The 19,862-nt window shown below is 71.9% G+C and carries 15 protein-coding genes; all 15 read left to right on the top strand.

What is annotated here, in order from left to right:
* Positions 1-23 precede the first annotated feature (23 nt).
* Positions 24-701, top strand: coding sequence for a GntR family transcriptional regulator (locus ADK65_RS34330; protein WP_053675146.1), 678 nt, complete (start codon positions 24-26; stop codon positions 699-701).
* A gap of 240 nt (positions 702-941) precedes the next feature.
* A complete protein-coding gene (locus ADK65_RS34325; protein ID WP_053675144.1) occupies positions 942-2,123 on the top strand; it encodes an ROK family protein in 1,182 nt (393 codons plus the stop codon).
* Between the two features lie 247 nt (positions 2,124-2,370).
* Positions 2,371-3,888: a sugar ABC transporter ATP-binding protein gene (locus ADK65_RS34320; RefSeq protein WP_053675142.1), complete on the top strand. Its 1,518-nt coding sequence runs from the start codon at positions 2,371-2,373 to the stop codon at positions 3,886-3,888.
* Positions 3,885-4,901: an ABC transporter permease gene (locus tag ADK65_RS34315; protein ID WP_053675140.1), complete on the top strand. Its 1,017-nt coding sequence runs from the start codon at positions 3,885-3,887 to the stop codon at positions 4,899-4,901. The genes ADK65_RS34320 and ADK65_RS34315 overlap by 4 nt, the downstream gene beginning before the upstream one ends.
* A 17-nt stretch (positions 4,902-4,918) precedes the next feature.
* On the top strand, positions 4,919-5,974 hold the full coding sequence (locus ADK65_RS34310; RefSeq protein WP_053675138.1) for a substrate-binding domain-containing protein: 1,056 nt from the start codon (positions 4,919-4,921) through the stop codon (positions 5,972-5,974).
* Positions 5,975-6,028: 54 nt separating this feature from the next.
* Positions 6,029-7,240 (top strand): Gfo/Idh/MocA family protein, encoded by a 1,212-nt coding sequence (locus ADK65_RS34305; protein WP_053675135.1) that lies wholly within the window; start codon positions 6,029-6,031, stop codon positions 7,238-7,240.
* Between the two features lie 14 nt (positions 7,241-7,254).
* Positions 7,255-8,253: a sugar phosphate isomerase/epimerase family protein gene (locus tag ADK65_RS34300; protein ID WP_053675133.1), complete on the top strand. Its 999-nt coding sequence runs from the start codon at positions 7,255-7,257 to the stop codon at positions 8,251-8,253.
* A gap of 139 nt (positions 8,254-8,392) precedes the next feature.
* Positions 8,393-12,115, top strand: coding sequence for a ThuA domain-containing protein (locus ADK65_RS34295; protein WP_053675131.1), 3,723 nt, complete (start codon positions 8,393-8,395; stop codon positions 12,113-12,115).
* Between the two features lie 88 nt (positions 12,116-12,203).
* Positions 12,204-13,388 carry an inositol-3-phosphate synthase gene (locus ADK65_RS34290; protein ID WP_053675129.1) on the top strand — a complete coding sequence of 395 codons (1,185 nt, stop codon included), beginning with the start codon at positions 12,204-12,206 and terminating at the stop codon, positions 13,386-13,388.
* Positions 13,385-14,452 (top strand): SCO3242 family prenyltransferase, encoded by a 1,068-nt coding sequence (locus ADK65_RS34285; protein ID WP_053675128.1) that lies wholly within the window; start codon positions 13,385-13,387, stop codon positions 14,450-14,452. Before ADK65_RS34290 ends, ADK65_RS34285 begins: the two co-directional genes overlap by 4 nt.
* Entirely contained in the window at positions 14,449-15,447 is a 999-nt protein-coding gene (locus tag ADK65_RS34280) for a sugar phosphate isomerase/epimerase family protein (RefSeq protein ID WP_053675125.1), read from the top strand. The genes ADK65_RS34285 and ADK65_RS34280 overlap by 4 nt, the downstream gene beginning before the upstream one ends.
* Positions 15,444-16,241, top strand: a complete 798-nt coding sequence (locus ADK65_RS34275) for an EboA domain-containing protein (RefSeq protein WP_063788078.1) — start codon at positions 15,444-15,446, stop codon at positions 16,239-16,241. The genes ADK65_RS34280 and ADK65_RS34275 overlap by 4 nt, the downstream gene beginning before the upstream one ends.
* Positions 16,241-17,161, top strand: a complete 921-nt coding sequence (locus ADK65_RS34270) for a TatD family hydrolase (RefSeq protein WP_053675123.1) — start codon at positions 16,241-16,243, stop codon at positions 17,159-17,161. The genes ADK65_RS34275 and ADK65_RS34270 overlap by 1 nt, the downstream gene beginning before the upstream one ends.
* A gap of 3 nt (positions 17,162-17,164) precedes the next feature.
* Positions 17,165-18,334, top strand: coding sequence for a metabolite traffic protein EboE (eboE, locus tag ADK65_RS34265; protein WP_053675121.1), 1,170 nt, complete (start codon positions 17,165-17,167; stop codon positions 18,332-18,334).
* Positions 18,331-19,839: a nucleotide pyrophosphatase/phosphodiesterase family protein gene (locus ADK65_RS34260; RefSeq protein WP_053675119.1), complete on the top strand. Its 1,509-nt coding sequence runs from the start codon at positions 18,331-18,333 to the stop codon at positions 19,837-19,839. Before eboE ends, ADK65_RS34260 begins: the two co-directional genes overlap by 4 nt.
* The last annotated feature ends 23 nt before the right edge of the window (positions 19,840-19,862 follow it).

Genomic DNA, 19,862 nt, shown 5'->3' with positions numbered 1-19,862 from the left:
CCCTGCCGAGGAGGGGGACCGCGATGCTGTCGACAGGCCTGCCCCAAGGGGCGGTACCCAAGCTGGAACGCCCGGGTCCGCTGCGCGACCGCGTCTACGAGGCACTGCTCGAACTCATCACCACCCGCGCGCTGCAGCCCGGCCAGCATCTCGTCGAGAGCGAACTCGCCGGGCATCTCGGGGTCTCGCGGCAGCCGGTGCGCGAGGCGCTGCAGCGGCTCAACACCGAGGGGTGGGTGGATCTGCGGCCCGCCCAGGGCGCGTTCGTGCACGAGCCGACGGAGCAGGAGGCCGACCAGCTCCTCACCGTCCGTACGCTCCTGGAGGCCGAGGCGGCACGGCTCGCGGCGGCGGGCGCCAACAGCGCGGGCATCGCTGCCCTGGAAGCTCTGTGCGCGGAGGGCGAGAGGGCCGTCGAGGCCGACGACGTGGACGGTGCCGTCGCCATGAACGCCCGCTTCCACGCCAAGATCATGGAGCTTGCGGGCAACGCGGTCCTCGCCGAACTCGCCGCCCAGGTCGACCGGCGCGTGCGCTGGTACTACACACCGGTGGCCCGGCAGCGCGGCAGCCAGTCCTGGATCGAGCACCGCGAACTGATCGCCGCGGTCGCCGACCGGGACGAACAGCGCGCCACCCAGTTGATGCGTGCACACACCGAGCACACGCGGCACTCGTACCACGCGCGGGCGCGCGCGTAGCGCCGCGGCACGTCAGAACGCCGCGGCACGTTCGTGACGCCGCCAACGCCTGCCTCGCGATGCGGGGCAGGCGTTGGCGGCTTCTTTGTCCTGTGAGTGGAAGAAGTGAGGGCCAATTCCTGCGCGACTTCTTCCCACCCCCGGCAGCCGCTGCTACGTTCCCTCCGAAAGCAAGCCACAGCGGTGGCGCAGAACCGGCGCGGACAGGCCGATCGAGGCGGGGAGGGGCTCGTGAGACGTATGACCGCACGACCCGGAAACGCCCACCAGGCCCGGCTGCTCAAGCTGTTGCGTGACGGCGGCGCCAACTCCCGTGCCCAGCTGGGCGACCAGGTCGACCTCTCGCGGTCCAAGCTGGCCGTGGAGGTGGACCGGCTGCTGGAGACGGGGCTGGTCGTGGCCGACGGACTCGCAGCCTCGCGCGGCGGCCGCCGCTCGCACAACATCCGGCTCAACCCCGAACTGCGCTTCCTCGGCGTCGACATCGGCGCGACCTCGGTCGATGTCGCCGTCACCAACGCCGAGCTGGAGACACTCGGGCACCTCAACCATCCCATGGACGTGCGCGAAGGCCCCGTCGCGGTCTTCGAGCAGGTCCTCGCCATGGCCGCGAAGCTGAGGGCCTCCGGGCTCGCGGAGGGGTTCGACGGCGCCGGCATCGGCGTCCCGGGCCCGGTCCGCTTCCCCGAGGGCATCCCGGTGGCACCGCCGATCATGCCCGGCTGGGACGGCTTTCCCGTGCGGGAGGCGCTCAGCCAGGAGCTCGGCTGCCCGGTCATGGTCGACAACGACGTGAACCTGATGGCGATGGGGGAGCAGCACGCGGGCATCGCCCGCACCGTCGCCGACTTCCTCTGCGTCAAGATCGGCACCGGCATCGGCTGCGGCATCGTCGTCGGCGGTGAGGTCTACCGCGGGACGACGGGCAGTGCAGGCGACATCGGGCACATCCAGGCCGTCCCTGACGGCCGCCCCTGCGCCTGCGGCAACCGGGGCTGCCTGGAGGCCCACTTCAGCGGGGCAGCCCTGGCCCGCGACGCCACGGAGGCCGCACAGCAGGGCCTCTCGGCCGAACTGGCCTCGCGGCTGGAGACCAACGGCGGCCTCACCGCCGTCGACGTCGCCGCCGCGGCCGCCGCCGGTGACGCCACCGCCCTCGATCTGATCCGCGAGGGCGGCAACCGCACCGGCCAGGTCATCGCCGGTCTGGTCAGCTTCTTCAACCCGGGCCTGGTGGTGATCGGCGGCGGGGTGACCGGGCTCGGCCACACCCTGCTCGCCGCGATCCGCACCCAGGTCTACCGCCAGTCGCTGCCGCTGGCGACCGGCAATCTGCCCATCGTCCTGGGTGAGTTGGGCGCCGCCGCCGGAGTGACCGGCGGGGCCCGGCTCATCAGCGACCACCTGTTCTCTCCCGCGTAGCCCCGCACGACAGCCCGCAGTCACCGCACAGCGCCCCGCACGACAGCCCGCAGTCACCGGCACTGCGCCCTGCACCACAGCACGGCTCACCGCACAGTGCCCCGCACCACAGCACGGCTCACCGCACAGTGCCCCGCACCACAGCACGGCTCACCGCACAGTGCCCCGCACCACAGCACGGCTCACCGCACAGCGCCCTGCTCTGCCCTGCCCTGAAACCGGCCCGCACGCCCGCCAAGGGGACCTCATGGCACCAGAACCACCGCTGCTCAGCATGTCCGGCATCACCAAGTCGTTCCCCGGAGTCCGGGCCCTCGACGGCGTCGACCTCGACGTCCAGGCCGGCGAGGTGCACTGCCTGCTCGGCCAGAACGGGGCCGGCAAGTCCACCCTCATCAAGGTGCTGGCCGGCGCCCACCAGCCCGACACCGGCCGACTCCGATGGCGCGGCGAGGAGGTCACCCTCCGCTCGCCGATCGCCGCGATGCGCCTGGGCATCGCCACCATCTACCAGGAACTCGACCTGGTGGAGCACCTGTCGGTCGCCGAGAACGTCCACCTCGGACATGAGCCGACCGCCGCGGGATTCGTCGTCCGCGGCAAGGCGGCCAGGGCGTCGACGGCCGCTCTCCTCGCGCGGCTCGGCCATGCCGAGATCGATCCGGCCCGGCTCGTGGGGGAGCTGCCCGCGGCGCAGCAGCAGATCGTGTCCATGGCACGGGCGCTCTCCCACGACGTGCGGCTCATCGTGATGGACGAGCCGTCCGCCGCCCTCGACCCGGACGAGGTCGACAATCTCTTCCGCATCGTCGGTGACCTGACCGCGGCCGGAGTCGCCGTCGTCTACATCTCCCACCGTCTGGAGGAGATCCGGCGCATCGGCGACCGGGTGACGGTGCTCAAGGACGGACGGGCCGTCGCGCACGGTCTCCCGGCGAAGTCGACGCCGACCCGCGAGGTCGTGGCCCTGATGACGGGCCGCAACGTCGAGTACGTCTTCCCCGACCGGCCTCTCGCGCCGCCGCCCGGCGAACCCGTGCTGACCGTCCAAGGACTGTCCAGACAAGGGGAGTTCGAGCCGCTCGACCTGGAGGTTCGTCCGGGTGAGATCGTCGGCCTCGCCGGACTCGTCGGCTCGGGCCGCTCCGAGATCCTGGAGACCGTCTACGGCGCCCGCAGACCGACGGCCGGTCAGGTGCTGGTCGGGGGCGTGGCGTTGAAGCCGGGCAGCGTGCGGGCCGCCGTGCGGGCCGGACTCGGGCTCGCCCCCGAGGAACGCAAGGCGCAGGCGCTTCTGATGCTGGAGTCCGTCACCCGCAACGTGTCGGTCTCCTCCATGTCCCACTTCTCGCGCGGGGGCTGGATCGACCGGGGCGCCGAACTCGGCGCGGCCCGGGCCGCCACCCGCGAGCTGTCGCTCCGGCCCGACAACCCGTCCGTGCCCGTGCGCACCCTCTCCGGTGGCAACCAGCAGAAGGCCGTCCTGGCCCGCTGGCTGCTGCGCGGCTGCAAGGTGCTGCTGCTCGACGAACCCACCCGTGGCGTCGACGTGGGCGCCCGCGCCGAGCTCTACGCGGTCATCCGCCGCCTCGCCGACGAGGGCCTCGCCGTGCTGCTGGTCTCCAGCGAGGTCCCCGAGGTGCTCGGCCTCGCCGACCGCGTGCTGGTGCTGCGCGAGGGCCGCGTCGTCCACACGGCCCCCGCGCGCGAACTCGACGAACACCGCGTACTCGACCTGGTCATGGAAGGAAGTCCGGCGTCATGACGCAACCCGTCTCCCCGCCGCGGGACAGCACCACGAAGGTGCCCGAGGCCCGGCCCCCGGCCTGGCGCGGCCTGCCGGCCCGTGCCGACGTCCGTACCCTCTCCCTGCTCGGCGTGCTCGCCGCACTGATCGTCGTCGGCGGCATCACCAAGCCCGACGAGTTCCTCGACGCCCGAAACCTGCAACTGGTCCTCACCCAGGCCTCCGTGGTGGGCGTCGTCACCGTCGGCATGACCTTCGTCATCGTCTCCGGCGGCATCGACCTGTCGGTCGGCGCGATCGTCGCCCTCGCCTCGGTGTGGGCCACCACGGTCGCCACCCAGGAGTACGGCTTCGCGGGCATCCTCTTCACGGCCATCGTCGTCGGAGTGGGCTGCGGCCTGGTCAACGGGGTGCTCATCGCCTACGGCTCGATGGTGCCGTTCATCGCCACCCTCGCCATGCTCGCCTCCGCCCGCGGCCTCGCCCTGCAGATCACCGACGGCAAGACCCAGATCGTCACCGTGCCCTCGGTGCTGGACCTGGGCGAGCGCGACGCCTACGTCCTCGGCATCCCGCCCCTGGTGCTGGTGTTCGCCGTCGTCACGGTCATCGGCTGGCTGGTGCTCAACCGCACCACCTTCGGCCGCCGCACGGTCGCGGTCGGCGGCAACCCGGAGGCGGCCCGGCTCGCCGGCATCGACGTCCGCCGCCAGCGGCTCTACCTCTATCTGCTGTCCGGGCTGTGCTGCGGCATCGCGGCCTTCCTGCTGATCGTCCTGTCGGGCTCCGGCCAGAACACCAACGGCAACCTCTACGAACTCGACGCCATCGCCGCAGCCATCATCGGCGGCACCCTGCTCACCGGCGGCCGGGGCACCATCACCGGCTCGGTGCTCGGCGTCCTGATCTTCTTCACGATCACCAACATCTTCGCCCTGAACAACCTGCAGAGCGACGTCCAGCAGATCGCCAAGGGCGCGATCATCGTCGCCGCCGTGCTGGTCCAGCGCCGTACCGCGAGCACGACCTGAGGAAAGGGTTGACCGCCATGCCAGAGCACACGCCTTTCGCGAGCCGCAGAGGGCTGCTCTTCGGAGCCGCCGCCGTCTCCGCCGGTGCCCTCCTCACGGGGTGCACGAGCAACGAGCCGTCCGAATCCAAGGACGAGCCGGCCGGCAACGACCAGCCCGCCGCCGACGACAAGCCCGGCAAGAAGGTCACCATCGGCTTCGCCGGACCGCAGGCCGACCACGGCTGGCTCAACGCCATCAACGACAACGCCAAGAGCCGCGCCGAGAAGTACTCCGACGTCACCCTGGAGATCACCGAGGGTTCCAACGACACCGCCCAGCAGATCGGCCAGATCGAGACCCTCATCAACAAGAAGGTCGACGTCCTGGTCGTGCTGCCCGCCGACGGCAAGGCCCTCACCCAGGTCGGCCTCAAGGCGATGCGGGCCGGCATCCCGGTCGTCAACCTCGACCGCATCTTCAACTCCCCGCAGGCCTACCGCTGCTGGATCGGCGGCGACAACTACGGCATGGGCCTCAACGCCGGGCACTACATCGGCGAGAAGCTCAAGGGCAAGTCCGGCGCCCGCGTCATCGAACTGGCGGGCCTGGACAACCTGGAGCTCACCAAACAGCGCACCCAGGGCTTCGACGACGCCCTGAAGAACTACCCCAACATCAAGAAGGTCGCCCGGCAGGCCGCCGAGTTCACCGTCGAGTCCGGCCAGGCCAAGATGGCCCAGCTGCTCCAGGCCCAGTCGACGTTCGACGCGCTGTGGAACCACGACGACGACCAGGGCGTGGGCGCGCTGCGCGCCATCGAGCAGGCAGGGCGCGACGACTTCCTGATGGTCGGCGGCGCCGGTGCGCTCTCCGCGTTCCAGGCCATCGAGCAGGACGACGGTGTCCTCAAGGCGACCGTGCTGTACCCGCCGACCATGGCCGCCTCCGCGATCGACCTGGCCCGCGCCCTCGGCCAGAGCAAGGGCATCGGGGGCCTGGCCGAGTTCGAGATCCCGTCGTCGCTCACCCTCTACTCGGCCGTCGTCGACAAGACCAACGTCGACCGGTACATGTCCACCGGCTTCAAGTGAGCCGCCCCGCACCCCCACGTGCGCCATCCCGACCAGGAGGAGGAGGACACCCGTATGGGACAGCCGCAGGAGCAGCCGGAGGGGACCGAGGCAGGCAAGCCACCCCTGCGCGTGGGGATGGTGGGCTACGCCTTCATGGGCGCCGCCCACTCCCAGGGCTGGCGCACCGCGGGCCGTGTCTTCGACCTGCCGCTGAACCCCGTGCAGGCGGTGATCTGCGGCCGCGACGGCGCCGCCGCCCGGGCCGCGGCCGGCCGGCACGGCTGGGAGTCGACCGAGACCGACTGGCGGGCCCTCGTCGAGCGGGACGACGTCGACCTCGTCGACATCTGCACCCCCGGCGACAGCCACGCCGAGATCGCCCTGGCCGCCCTGGCCGCGGGCAAGCACGTCCTGTGCGAGAAGCCGCTCGCCAACACCGTCGAGGAGGCCACCTCGATGGCCCTGGCCGCCGAGGAGGCCCACGCGCGCGGCCAGGTGGCGATGGTCGGCTTCAACTACCGCCGGGTGCCCGCCACCGCCCAGGCCCGCCGCATGGTCGCGGAAGGCCGCCTGGGCAGGCTGCGGCACGTGCGCGTGACGTACCTCCAGGACTGGCTGGTCGACCCCGGGTTCCCGCTGACCTGGCGGCTGCGCAAGGAGCAGGCGGGCTCCGGCTCGCTCGGCGACCTGGGGGCGCACATCATCGACCTCGCGCAGTACCTGGTGGGGGAGCCGCTGGCGGGTGTCTCCGCGGTCACGGAGACCTTCGTACGGGAGCGGCCGCTGCCCACCGGTGCCACGAGCGGGTTGTCCGCCGTCACCTCCGCCGGTACCGGACAGGTCACCGTCGACGACGCCGCCCTGTTCACGGCCCGCTTCCCCTCCGGTGCGCTGGCCTCGTTCGAGGCCACCCGCTACGCCACCGGCCGCAAGAACGCCCTGCGCATCGAACTCAACGGGGAGCGCGGCTCGCTCGCCTTCGACCTGGAGCGGCTCAACGAGCTGTCCTTCCACGACGCCACCGACCCCGGCGCCGAGGCCGGGTTCCGCCGGATCCTCGTCACCGAACCCGACCACCCCTATCTGGAGGCCTGGTGGCCGCCCGGCCACGGCCTCGGCTACGAGCACACCTTCGTCCACCAGGCCCGCGACCTCGTCCACGCCATCGCCGAGGGACGCCGCCCCGAACCCTCCTTCGCCGACGGGCTGCAGGTACAGCGCGTGCTCGCGGCGGTCGAGGAGAGCGCCGAGAAGAACTCCGTCTACACGCCGATCGCGGTCTGAGGAGGCCTTTCCCGATGCCCCGCACGTTCACGCTGTTCACCGGCCAGTGGGCGGACCTGCCCCTGGAGGAGGTCTGCCGCCTGGCCCGCGACTTCGGCTACGACGGCCTGGAACTCGCCTGCTGGGGCGACCACTTCGAAGTCGACAAGGCACTCGCCGACCCGTCGTACCTGGACGGCCGCCGGGCCCTGCTCGACAAGTACGGCCTGAAGTGCTGGGCCGTCTCCAACCACCTGGTCGGCCAGGCCGTCTGCGACGCCGTCATCGACGAGCGCCACCGGGCCATCGTGCCGGGCGAGGTGTGGGGCGACGGCGACCCGGAAGGAGTCCGGCAGCGGGCCGCCGAACGCATGAAGGACACGGCCCGGGCCGCGGCCGCCTTCGGGGTGAACACCGTCATCGGGTTCACCGGCTCCGCCATCTGGCACCTGGTCGCCATGTTCCCGCCCGCGCCCGAGACGATGATCGAACGCGGCTACCAGGACTTCGCCGACCGCTGGAACCCGATCCTGGACGTCTTCGACGCCGAAGGCGTGCGGTTCGCGCACGAGGTCCACCCCAGCGAGATCGCCTACGACTACTGGACCACCCAGCGGGCCCTGGAAGCCGTCGGCCGGCGCCCCGCCTTCGGCCTCAACTTCGACCCCAGCCACTTCGTGTGGCAGGACCTCGACCCGGTCGGCTTCCTCTGGGACTTCCGCGACCGGATCTACCACGTCGACTGCAAGGAGGCCCGCAAGCGCCTCGACGGACGCAACGGCCGGCTCGGCTCCCACCTGCCGTGGGGCGACCCGCGGCGCGGCTGGGACTTCGTCTCCGCCGGGCACGGCGACGTCCCCTGGGAGGACGTCTTCCGGATGCTGCGCTCCATCGACTACACCGGCCCGGTCTCCGTCGAATGGGAGGACGCCGGCATGGACCGGCTCCAGGGCGCCCCCGAGGCGCTGACACGCCTCAAGGCCTTCGACTTCGAACCGCCCAGCGCGTCCTTCGACGCCGCGTTCAACAGCTGAGCCACGGGTTCGGCGCCGCAGACCTGCCTTGACCGGATTCAAGGCACCCAGACCTCCGGGGTGACGGCGCACCCCGGCGCCCGCACCGCACGCTTCGCACCCACCCCGTACGGCCCACCCCGTTCCCGGAGGGACTTTCGTGCACAGAACCAGACCCCGAAGCACCCGCGCCCCCAGGCGGCCCGCACTGCGCGCCACCGTCGCCCTGTTCACCGGCCTGCTCCTCGCCGTCGGCACCCCGGCCACCATCGCCGGCGCCCACCCCGGACACCCGGAACACGACGAACCCGCAGCCGCGGAGGGTCAGTTCCAGCAGGTGCCGCTCGCCAAGGGCGAACCGGAGACGGGCGAGCCGATGTCGCTCGCCGTGCTCCCGGACCGCAGCGTCCTGCACACCTCGCGCGACGGCACGCTGCGCCTCACCGACCAGGGAGGCGTCACCAAGATCGCCGGCAAACTCGACGTGTACAGCCACGACGAGGAAGGTCTCCAGGGCGTCGGGATCGACCCGGACTTCAAGAACAACCGGGCGATCTACCTCTACTACGCCCCGCCGCTCGACACTCCCGCGGGTGACGCCCCGGAGACCGGCACCGCCGACGACTTCAAGAAGTTCGACGGCGTCAACCGCCTCTCGCGGTTCGTCCTCAACCCCAACGGCACGCTGAACCTGTCCAGCGAGAAGAAGGTCCTGGACGTCGCCGCCTCCCGGGGCACCTGCTGCCACGTCGGCGGCGACATCGACTTCGACAAGGACGGCAACCTCTACCTGTCCACCGGCGACGACACCAACCCGTTCGCCTCCGACGGCTACACCCCGATCGACGACCGGCCGAACCGCAACCCGGCCTTCGACGCCCGCCGCAGCGCCGGCAACACCAACGACCTGCGCGGCAAGATCCTGCGCATCAAGGTCGCCGAGGACGGCTCCTACACGGTCCCGGAGGGCAACCTGTTCGCCCCGGGCACCGCCAAGACCCGCCCCGAGATCTACGCGATGGGCTTCCGCAACCCGTTCCGCATGAGCGTCGACGACAAGACCGGCACGATCTACGTCGGAGACTACGGCCCCGACGCCGGGGCCGCCGATCCCAAGCGCGGCCCGGGCGGACAGGTCGAGTTCGCGAAGGTGACCAAGGCCGCCAACTTCGGCTGGCCCTTCTGCACCGGCGACAACGACCCCTACGTCGACTACGACTTCGCCACCAAGGTCTCCGGCGAGACGTTCGACTGCGACGCCCCGAAGAACACCTCGCCGCACAACACGGGCCTGACCGATCTGCCGCCCGCGCAGGCCGCCTGGATCCCGTACGACGGTGGCTCCGTGCCCGAGTTCGGCAGCGGCTCCGAGTCCCCGATGGCCGGCCCGGTCTACCGCTACGACCCCGCGCTGAACTCCAGCGTGAAGTTCCCCGAGGCCTACGACGGGGACTTCTTCGCCGGAGAGTTCGGCCGCCGCTGGATCAAGCGGATCGAGGAGAACGCGGACGGGTCCGTCGCGAAGATCAACGACTTCCCGTGGACCGGCACCCAGATCATGGACATGGAGTTCGGCCCCGACGGCGCCCTCTACGTCCTCGACTACGGCCTGTCCTGGTTCCAGGGCGACAAGGACTCCGCGCTGTACCGGATCGAGAACGCCGAGGACGGCTTCTCCCCGATCGCCGAGGTGAGCGCCGACAAGACGTCCGGAGCGGCCGGCCTGAAGGTGAAGTTCACCGCCTCCGCCAAGGACGCCGACTCCACGGACCTCACCTACGGCTGGGACTTCGGCGACGGCACCAAGGGCGAAGGCCTCAGCCCCACCCACAAGTACAAGAAGATCGGCACCTACAGCGCCACCTTCACCGCCAAGGACCCCGAGGGCAACACCGGCAACGCCAGCGTCCGGATCGTGGTCGGCAACACCGAGCCGAAGGTGACGATCGAGACCCCGGGCAACGGCAGCATGGCCGCCTTCGGCAAGCCCGTACCGTTCAAGGTGAAGGTCACCGACCCCGAGGAGACCGTCGACTGCTCCAAGGTCAAGGTCACCTACAGCCTCGGCCACGACTCCCACGCCCACGAACTGACCAGTGAGATGGGCTGCGAGGGCACCCTGACACCGCCCCCCGGTGACGGCGGCCACGACCCCAACGCCAACATCTACGGCGTCGTCGGCGCCAGTTACACCGACGGCGGGGCCAACGGCCAGGAGTCCCTGACCGGCACCGCCCGCACCGTGCTCCAGCCGTTGCACCGCCAAGGCGAGCACTTCACCACCCAGTCGGGCGTGTCGGTCATCACCAAGACCGGCGCCAACGGCGGCAAGACCGTCGGCGACATCAACGACGGCGACTGGATCTCCTTCAGCCCCTACCGCTTCGACGGGCAGAAGAAGATGACCATGCGGGCCTCCTCCGGCGGGGCGGGCGGCTTCATCGAGCTGCGCACCGGCTCACCCGACGGACCGCTGCACGGCTCGGCGTACATCCCGCCCACCGGCGGCTGGGAGACCTTCCAGAACGTCGACGTGCCCCTGCGGTCGCTGCCGAAGAAGACCACCGGTATCTACCTGGTCTTCAAGGGCGGCGAGGGCGCGCTCTACGACGTGGACGACTTCGAGTTCTCCAAGGAGCCGTTCAAGGGCGGCAAGAAGGTCCTGGTCTTCTCGAAGACCGCCGGCTTCCGCCACGACTCCATACCGGCGGGCATCACCGCCCTGAAGGAACTCGGCGGCCCGGCCGGCATCACCGTCGACGCCACCGAGGAGGCGCGGCAGTTCACCACCACCAACCTGGCCAAGTACGACGCGGTGGCCTTCCTGTCCACCACGGGCGACGTGCTCAACGCCGAGCAGCAGAAGGCGTTCGAGGACTACGTGGCGGGCGGCGGTGGCTACATGGGCATCCACGCGGCGGCCGACACCGAGTACGACTGGGAGTTCTACGGCGGCCTCGTCGGCGCCTACTTCCAGTCGCACCCGGCCATCCAGAAGGCCACCGTCCGCGTCGAGGACCACGACCACCCCTCGACCGCGCACCTGGACGACGCCTGGGAACGCACCGACGAGTGGTACAACTACCGCACCAACCCGCGGGAGAAGGCCAAGGTCCTCGCCACCCTGGACGAGACCACCTACCAGGGCGGCACCATGAAGGGCGACCACCCGATCGCCTGGTGCCAGAGCTATGGCGGCGGCCGGTCCTTCTACACCGGCGGCGGCCACACCAAGGAGTCCTACGCTGACACCGCCTTCCGCGCCCACCTGCTCGGCGGTCTGCAGTACGCCACCGGCCAGGTGAAGGCGGACTGCAAGCCCGGCAAGGACTACCGCAAGATCTTCAACGGCCGGACCCTGGACGGCTGGAAGCAGGCCGGACCCGGACAGTTCAACGTCAAGGACGGCACCCTGGAGACCGAGGGCGGCATGGGCCTGCTCTGGTACCAGGCCAAGGAGCTGAAGTCGTACTCGCTCAAGCTCGACTGGAAGATGCGGGGCGACGACAACTCCGGGATCTTCGTGGGCTTCCCCGCCTCCGACGACCCCTGGTCCGCGGTGAACAAGGGCTACGAGATCCAGATCGACGCCACCGACGCGGCCGACCGCACCACGGGCTCCGTCTACTCCTTCAAGTCGGCGAACATCAAGGCCCGAGACCAGGTCCTGCGGCCGCCCGGCCAGTGGAACTCCTACGAGATCAAGGTCCGGGGCGAACGCCTCCAGGTGTTCCTCAACGGAGTCAAGATCAACGACTTCACCAACACGGACCCCCAGCGGAGCCTGACCGACGGCTACATCGGCCTCCAGAACCATGGCGCCGGTGACCAGGTCTCCTTCCGCAACATCCAGCTGAAGGAACTGCCCTCCGAGGGCAACTGAACGGCGGCGGGCGGGGGACGCCGGACCCCCGCCCGCCGTCTCCGCATCTCTCTCCCCCCGTGGCTCGCGCACGATCAGGAGGCTGCCCATGTCCGCGTCCCTCTCCCGACCGCGTGTGGGGGTGTGGCTGATCGGAGCCCGAGGCTCCGTCGCCACCACCGTCGTCACGGGGTGCGCCGCCATCGCCGCCGGACTGCACCCGCCCACCGGCATGGTGACCGAAACAGCGGCGTTCACCGGCAGCGGCCTTCCCGCGCTGCCCGACCTCGTCTTCGGCGGCCACGACACCCTCGACTGCCCGCTGCCCAAGCGCGCCGAGTCCCTGACCGCCGGCGGCGTCCTCCCACCCGGCGTCGCCACCGCCGTCAACGCCGAACTAGCCGCCGTCGACCGGGAAATCAGGCCCGGCGGCCCCGCACCGGGGGACACCAGGGGCGAGACCGAACTGATCACGGCCTTCGCCGACGACCTGCGCGACTTCCTGCACCGCCACGAGCTGGAGCGGGCCGTGGTGGTGAACGTCGCCTCCACCGAACCCGCCTCCCCAGGGCCGGACGGCCCGCTGCCGGCCAGCACCCTGTACGCGCTGGCCGCCCTGCGCGCGGGCTGTCCCTACGTCAACTTCACTCCCTCCGAGGGCATGCACCACCCAGTCGCCGCCCGAGAGGCCGAGCGCGGCGGCCTGCCCCACGCAGGCCGGGACGGCAAGACCGGACAGACCCTGCTGCGGGCCGTCCTCGGCCCGATGTTCGCCCAGCGCACGCTGACGGTCCGCGCCTGGTCGGGTACGAACCTGCTCGGCGGCGGCGACGGCGCCGCCCTCGCCGACCCGGCCGCCGCCGCGGCGAAGAACGCCGGCAAGGAACGCGTCCTCGCGGACACCCTCGGCACCGTCCCCCAGGGCGAGGTCCACATCGACGACGTCCCCGCCCTCGGAGACTGGAAGACCGCCTGGGACCACATCGCCTTCGACGGCTTTCTCGGCACCCGCATGATCCTCCAGACCATCTGGCAGGGCTGCGACTCGGCCCTGGCCGCACCCCTGGTGCTGGACCTGGCCCGCCTGACCGCCCGCGCCCACGAGGCGGGGATGTCCGGCCCGCTCGGCGCTCTCGGCTTCTACTTCAAGGACCCGGTGGGCGACGGTCCGTCGGGGCTGGCCCAGCAGTACGAGGAACTGGTCCGGTTCGGACGCCGCCTCGGGGAGGCCGACGGAGGCGACCGCGGCACCCGGGCGGTGCGCGACACGGAGGAGACCGGGGGAGCACGATGACGCCGCGAGAGCGTCCTGGCGGCGGCCCCGGCGGGACTCCCGCGGCCACCCCGGCATACACCGCCGCCGCCCCCCGCCCACGCACCGGCGGCTCCGACCCGCGCGGTGCCCGCGCCTGGGCCGAACTGCTCCGTCTGCCCGCCCTGTTCACCGTTCCCGGCGACGCCCTGGCCGGCGCGGCAGCCACCGGCGCACGGCCCACCTCCCGCACCCTGCTCGCCATCGCCTCCTCCCTCTGCCTGTACGAGGCCGGCATGGCCCTCAACGACTGGGCCGACCGCGACGTCGACGCCGTCGAACGCCCGCACCGCCCCCTGCCCTCCGGCCGCATCCGCCCCACCGCCGCCCTCACGGCGGCCGGAGCCCTCACCGCAGCCGGACTGGCCCTGGCCGCCCGGGCCGGCCGTCCCGCCCTCGCCGTCGCCGCGCCCCTGGCCGCGACCGTCTGGGCGTACGACCTCGGCCTCAAGCACACGCCCGCGGGGCCCCTGGCCATGGGAACGGCCCGCGGCCTCGATCTGCTCCTGGGAGCCGCGGCCACGACGGGCCGCCCACGACCGGCCCTGCCCTCCGCCGCCCTCCTCGGCACCCACACCCTGGCCGTCACCACGGTCTCCCGCCAGGAGGCCCAGGGCGGCTCGCCCGCGGCCCCGCTGGCGGCCCTCGCAACGACCGCGCTGCTCACTCGTCTGGTGACACGCTGCTCCACGACCTCCACGACCTCCACGACCTCCACGACCTCCACGCCGAGCCCCGGGCAGGCGACCGCCCACGCGCCGACCGGCGGCCCCGGAGCCCCCCGGAAGGCGGACCGGACACCCGCGGCCCCGCTCACCACCGTCCTCGCGGCCGCCTACGCCGCGACGACCGCCCGCGCCTACGTCCACGCCACCCTGAACCCCTCACCTCCCCTCACCCAGCGCGCCGTCGGCGCGGGCATCCGCGCCACCATCCCCCTTCAGGCCACCCTCGCCGCCCGCTCTCGGGGCAGCACCACCGCCCTCCTCGTCGCAGCGTTCGCCCCCCTCGGAGCCCGGTTCGCGAAGAAGGTGAGCGTCACATGAGCCCCCACACCCACGCCTCCACCACCCACACCTCCATCACCCGTGCCGGCGCCGCCCCCTCCCTCCGTTTCGGCTACGGCACCAACGGCCTCGCCGACCTCCGGCTCGACGACGCCCTCGCCCTCCTCGCCGACCTCGGCTACGACGGCGTCGGACTGACCCTCGACCACATGCACCTCGACCCGCTCGCCCCCGGCCTCGCCGCCCGCACCCGCCGGGTCGCGCACCGGCTGGACGAACTCGGGCTGGGTGTCACCGTCGAGACGGGCGCCCGCTATGTGCTCGATCCGCGCCGCAAGCACGGCCCGTCGCTGCTCGACCCGGACCCCGGCGACCGGGCCCGCCGCGCCGACCTGCTCGTGCGGGCCGTCCGGGTCGCCGCCGACCTCGGCGCGCACGCCGTCCACTGCTTCAGCGGCGTCACACCGCAGGGCACCGACACCGACACCGCCTGGAAACGCCTCACCGAGACCGTGCCCCCCGTCCTGGACGCCGCCGCCGAAGCGGGCATCCCGCTCGCGGTCGAACCCGAACCGGGCCACCTCCTGGCCACCCTGGCCGACTTCCACCACCTCCGTAGCGCCCTCGGCGACCCCGAACCGCTCGGCCTCACCCTGGACATCGGCCACTGCCAGTGCCTCGAACCCCTTCCCCCGGCCGACTGCGTGCGGGCCGCCGCCCCCTGGCTCCGGCACGTCCAGATCGAGGACATGCGGCGCGGTGTCCACGAGCACCTCCCCCTCGGTGACGGAGAGATCGACTTCCCACCGGTCCTGGCGGCCCTGGCGGCAACCGGCTACCAGGGCCTGACCGTCGTCGAACTGCCCCGCCACTCCCACGCCGGCCCGCACTTCGCCGCACACTCCCTCCCGTTCCTCCGCCACGCCGAGCGGACCGCGGCCTCCCCGTCGCCCGTTTCCGCCCCGGCCCGTCGGCAGACCGCGCCACCCCACGGCGCTGACTCCACCACCCATGAGGGGAGCAGCACCAGATGACCCAGCCTCGAACCTCACCAGCGGCGAGAACCGAGAACACCGAGCGCAGCCCGGACGCCCAGAGCGTCGAAGAACCCGACCCGACCGCCGCCAAGGGCCCGGGCGACACCGACGCCCGCGTCCGCTTCTCCACCCGGGACACCGCCCCCACCCCCTCGCTCACCGACCTCCGTCACCACCTCACCACCCACCTCGACCCACCCGCCCGCACCTGGCTCGGGCACGCCCTCGACGAGGCCGCCGCCCACCCGGGCCTCCACGGGCCCATCTCCGTCTGGGAGCTGCGTCTCGCCGAAGCCGGCCGGCGCTGCGGCCCCGCCTACGCCGACGCCGCCCGTGTCCTCATCCTGGCCGCGGCCAGCGCCGACGCCGACGCCCTGACCCGGGTGTACTCCCAGGGCACCGCCGACGAACGCCGAGCCGTACTGCACGCCCTGCCCCACCTCGTGTCCGGCCCGGACGCCCTCCCTCTGGTCGAGGACGCCCTGCGCACCAACGACACCCGGCTCATCGGCGCCGCGCTCGGCCCCTACGCCGCCCGGTACCTGACTGCCCACGTCTGGCGCCACGCCGTGCTGAAGTGCCTGTTCACGGGTGTCCCCGTCGACGACGTGGCGGACCTGCCCCGGCGCGCGGCCGGCGACGGCGAACTCGCCCGCATGCTGGGCGACTACGCCGCCGAGCGCACCGCCGCCGGCCGCACCGTCCCCGAGGACCTGTACCGCGTTCTGGACCTGACCGAGTCCGTCACCCCGGCCTCCGGCACGGACCACCCCCACGGCAAGGAGTCCTGATGCGCATCTTCGACCCCCACATCCACATGACGTCCCGAACCACCGACGACTACGAGGCCATGTACGCCGCCGGTGTCCGCGCCCTCGTCGAGCCGTCCTTCTGGCTCGGCCAGCCGCGCACCTCGCCCGCCTCCTTCCGTGACTACTTCGACTCCCTCCTCGGCTGGGAGCCCTTCCGCGCCGCCCAGTACGGCATCGCCCACCACTGCACGATCGCCCTCAACCCCAAGGAGGCGAACGACCCGCGCTGCCGGCCCGTCCTCGACGAACTGCCGCGGTATCTCGTCAAGGACCACGTCGTGGCGGTGGGCGAGATCGGCTACGACTCGATGACCCCGGCGGAGGACACCGCTCTCGCCGCACAGCTCCAGCTCGCCGCCGACCACGGCCTGCCCGCCCTCGTGCACACCCCGCACCGCGACAAGCTCGCCGGGCTGCGTCGCACCCTCGACGTCGTCGGTGAATCCGACCTCGCCCCGGACCGGGTCCTGGTCGACCACCTCAACGAGACCACCGTGAAGGAAGCCAGGGACAGCGGCTGCTGGCTGGGCTTCTCCGTCTATCCGGACACCAAGATGGACGAGGAGCGCATGGTCGAGATCCTGCGCACCTACGGAACCGCGCAGGTCCTGGTGAACTCCGCCGCCGACTGGGGCAGGAGCGACCCCCTCAAGACGCGCAAGGTCGGCGACCTCATGCTGGCGGAGGGCTTCGACGAGGACGACGTCGACCAGGTGCTGTGGCGCAACCCCGTCGCCTTCTACGGGCTCAGCGGACGCCTGAACCTGGACGTCCCGGGCACCGACACCACCCACGAGGGCAACTCCGTCCTCCGTGGTGCCCCGAAGGACCCGCACGAGGCGGACACCGGCCCGGGGGACGGCGACGGGCCGGCCCGCGTCACCGCCGCGGAGGCGTGAACCATGCGCTTCCGCCACCCCGACGGTTCCACCGTCCACCTCGCCTACTGCACCAACGTCCATCCCGCCGAAAGCCTCGACGGTGTCCTCGCCCAGCTCCGCGACCACTGCGAACCCGTCCGCCGACGCCTGGGCCGCGACCGGCTGGGCATCGGGCTGTGGCTCGCCAGGGACGCCGCCCACGCCCTCGTCACCGACCCGTCCGCCCTGCGCGGCCTGCGCACCGAGCTCGACCGCCGCGGCCTCGAGGTCGTCACCCTCAACGGCTTCCCCTATGAGGGCTTCGGTGCCGAGGAGGTCAAATACCGCGTCTACAAGCCGGACTGGGCCGATCCGGAGCGCCTCGATCACACCGCCGCCCTGGCCCGCGTCCTCGCCGGTCTCCTCCCGGACGACGTCACCGACGGCACCGTCTCCACACTGCCCCTCGCCTGGCGCACCGCGTACGACGACAGGCGAGCCGAAACCGCCCGCACCGCCCTGCGCACGCTCGCCGAACGCCTCGACGCCCTCGAGGAACTGACCGGCCGCTCCATCCGCGTCGGCCTGGAACCGGAACCCGGTTGCGTCATCGAGACCACCCACGACGCCATCGCCCCGCTCACCGCGATCGGCCACCACCGCATCGGCATCTGCGTCGACACCTGCCATCTCGCCACCTCCTTCGAAGATCCGCACACCGCCCTGGACGCGCTCGCCGCAGCGCGCGTCCCCGTCGTCAAGTCCCAGCTGTCCGCCGCCCTGCACGCCGAGCACCCCCACCTCCCCGAGGTGCGCGACGCACTGGCCGCCTTCGCCGAACCCCGCTTCCTGCACCAGACCCGCACGGCGACCGCCGCCGGTCTGCGTGCCACAGACGACCTCGAAGAGGCCCTCGCCGGAAATGCCCTGCCGGACGCCTCACCCTGGCGCGCCCATTTCCACGTCCCGCTGCACGCGGCCCCCGCCGCGCCCCTCACCTCCACGCTCGGGGTCCTGAAGTCCGCACTGACCCGACTGGTCGGCGGCCCGGCCCCGCTCACCCGCCACCTGGAGGTCGAGACCTACACCTGGCAGGCCCTTCCGCCCGAGCTGCGCCCCAAGGGCCGCACCCAGCTCGCCGAGGGCATCGCCGCCGAACTGGCCCTCGCCCGCGACCTGCTGACGGACCTCGGACTGAAGGAGCTGCCATGAGCACCGGCCCCCATGAGCACCCAGATCCGGCCGCCACGGACACGCCCGCACCACCCCCGGCCGCCACGGACACGCCCGCACCCCGTGCACCCGCCACGGGCACGCACGCCCCGCTCCCGGCCGCCACGGACCGCCCCACCCCGCTCCTCGTCCTCGACGTCGTCGGCCTCACCCCCCGTCTCCTCGACCACATGCCCCACCTCAAAGCGCTCGGCCAGTCCGGCTCCCGCGCCCCGCTGGGCACCGTTCTGCCCGCCGTCACCTGTGCCGCCCAGTCCACGTTCCTCACCGGCGCCATGCCCTCCGAGCACGGCATCGTCGGCAACGGCTGGTACTTCCGCGAACTCGGCGACGTCCTGCTGTGGCGCCAGCACAACGGGCTCGTGGCCGGTGACAAGCTCTGGGACGCCGCCCGCCGCGCCCACCCGGGCTACACCGTCGCGAACATCTGCTGGTGGTACGCCATGGGCGCCGACACCGACATCACCGTCACCCCTCGTCCCGTCTACTACGCCGACGGCCGCAAGGAACCCGACTGCTACACCCGACCGGCCGCACTCCACGACGAACTCACCGGGAGATTCGGCACGTTCCCCCTGTTCCACTTCTGGGGCCCCGGCGCCGACCTCGTCTCCAGCCGGTGGATCATCGACGCCACCCGCCACATCATCACCACCCGCCACCCTGACCTGACGCTCTGCTACCTCCCTCACCTCGACTACGACCTGCAGCGCTTCGGTCCCGACGACCCGCGCTCCCTGAAGGCGGCCGCCGACCTGGACGCCGCCATGGCCCCGCTGCTGGACGACGCCCGCGCCGAGGGCCGCACCGTCGTCGCCCTGTCCGAGTACGGCATCACCCGGGTGAACCGGCATGTCGACATCAATCGCGCCCTGCGCCGCGCCGGGCTGCTGGACGTGCACACGCAGGACGGCATGGAGTACCTCGACCCGATGGCCTCGCGTGCCTTCGCGGTCGCCGACCACCAGATCGCCCATGTCTACGTGCGACGCCCCGAGGACCTCGATGCCACCCGGGCGGCGCTCGAGGATCTGCCCGGCATCGCCGAGCTCCTGGACGACGAGGGCAAGAAGGCCCATCACCTCGACCATCCGCGCGCCGGCGAACTCGTCGCCGTGGCGGAACCCGACGCCTGGTTCACGTACTACTACTGGCTCGACGACGAGCGCGCGCCCGACTTCGCGCAGCTGGTCGAGATCCACCGCAAACCCGGCTACGACCCGGTCGAGCTTTTCATGGATCCCCTCGACCCCTACGTCAAGGTCAAGGCGGCCACCGCACTGGCGCGCAAGAAGCTCGGCATGCGCTACCGCATGGCGGTCGTGCCCCTGGACCCATCACCTATTCGCGGCAGCCACGGCCGCCTTCCGCAGAGCGACGACGACGGTCCGCTCCTCATCTGCTCCACCCCCCGCGCTGTCGGCGACCGCGTCGCGGCCACCGATGTGAAGTCACTGCTGCTCCGACTCGCCGGTCTCGCCTGAGGCCACACCCTCAGCCCCGACCG

The organism is Streptomyces sp. NRRL B-1140 (assembly GCF_001280065.1).
Classification (GTDB): Bacteria; Actinomycetota; Actinomycetes; order Streptomycetales; family Streptomycetaceae; genus Streptomyces.
Note: the sequence above shows the minus strand (reverse complement) of the source record. Positions and strands in the feature narration are given on the sequence as shown.

What these genes read in the sequence shown, in the direction of transcription:
- ADK65_RS34330 (WP_053675146.1), top strand. Translation starts at nt 24, where the DNA reads ATGCTGTCGACAGGCCTGCCCCAAGGGGCGGTACCCAAGCTGGAACGC.
- ADK65_RS34325 (WP_053675144.1), top strand. Translation starts at nt 942, where the DNA reads ATGACCGCACGACCCGGAAACGCCCACCAGGCCCGGCTGCTCAAGCTG.
- ADK65_RS34320 (WP_053675142.1), top strand. Translation starts at nt 2,371, where the DNA reads ATGGCACCAGAACCACCGCTGCTCAGCATGTCCGGCATCACCAAGTCG.
- ADK65_RS34315 (WP_053675140.1), top strand. Translation starts at nt 3,885, where the DNA reads ATGACGCAACCCGTCTCCCCGCCGCGGGACAGCACCACGAAGGTGCCC.
- ADK65_RS34310 (WP_053675138.1), top strand. Translation starts at nt 4,919, where the DNA reads ATGCCAGAGCACACGCCTTTCGCGAGCCGCAGAGGGCTGCTCTTCGGA.
- ADK65_RS34305 (WP_053675135.1), top strand. Translation starts at nt 6,029, where the DNA reads ATGGGACAGCCGCAGGAGCAGCCGGAGGGGACCGAGGCAGGCAAGCCA.
- ADK65_RS34300 (WP_053675133.1), top strand. Translation starts at nt 7,255, where the DNA reads ATGCCCCGCACGTTCACGCTGTTCACCGGCCAGTGGGCGGACCTGCCC.
- ADK65_RS34290 (WP_053675129.1), top strand. Translation starts at nt 12,204, where the DNA reads ATGTCCGCGTCCCTCTCCCGACCGCGTGTGGGGGTGTGGCTGATCGGA.
- ADK65_RS34285 (WP_053675128.1), top strand. Translation starts at nt 13,385, where the DNA reads ATGACGCCGCGAGAGCGTCCTGGCGGCGGCCCCGGCGGGACTCCCGCG.
- ADK65_RS34280 (WP_053675125.1), top strand. Translation starts at nt 14,449, where the DNA reads ATGAGCCCCCACACCCACGCCTCCACCACCCACACCTCCATCACCCGT.
- ADK65_RS34275 (WP_063788078.1), top strand. Translation starts at nt 15,444, where the DNA reads ATGACCCAGCCTCGAACCTCACCAGCGGCGAGAACCGAGAACACCGAG.
- ADK65_RS34270 (WP_053675123.1), top strand. Translation starts at nt 16,241, where the DNA reads ATGCGCATCTTCGACCCCCACATCCACATGACGTCCCGAACCACCGAC.
- eboE (WP_053675121.1), top strand. Translation starts at nt 17,165, where the DNA reads ATGCGCTTCCGCCACCCCGACGGTTCCACCGTCCACCTCGCCTACTGC.
- ADK65_RS34260 (WP_053675119.1), top strand. Translation starts at nt 18,331, where the DNA reads ATGAGCACCGGCCCCCATGAGCACCCAGATCCGGCCGCCACGGACACG.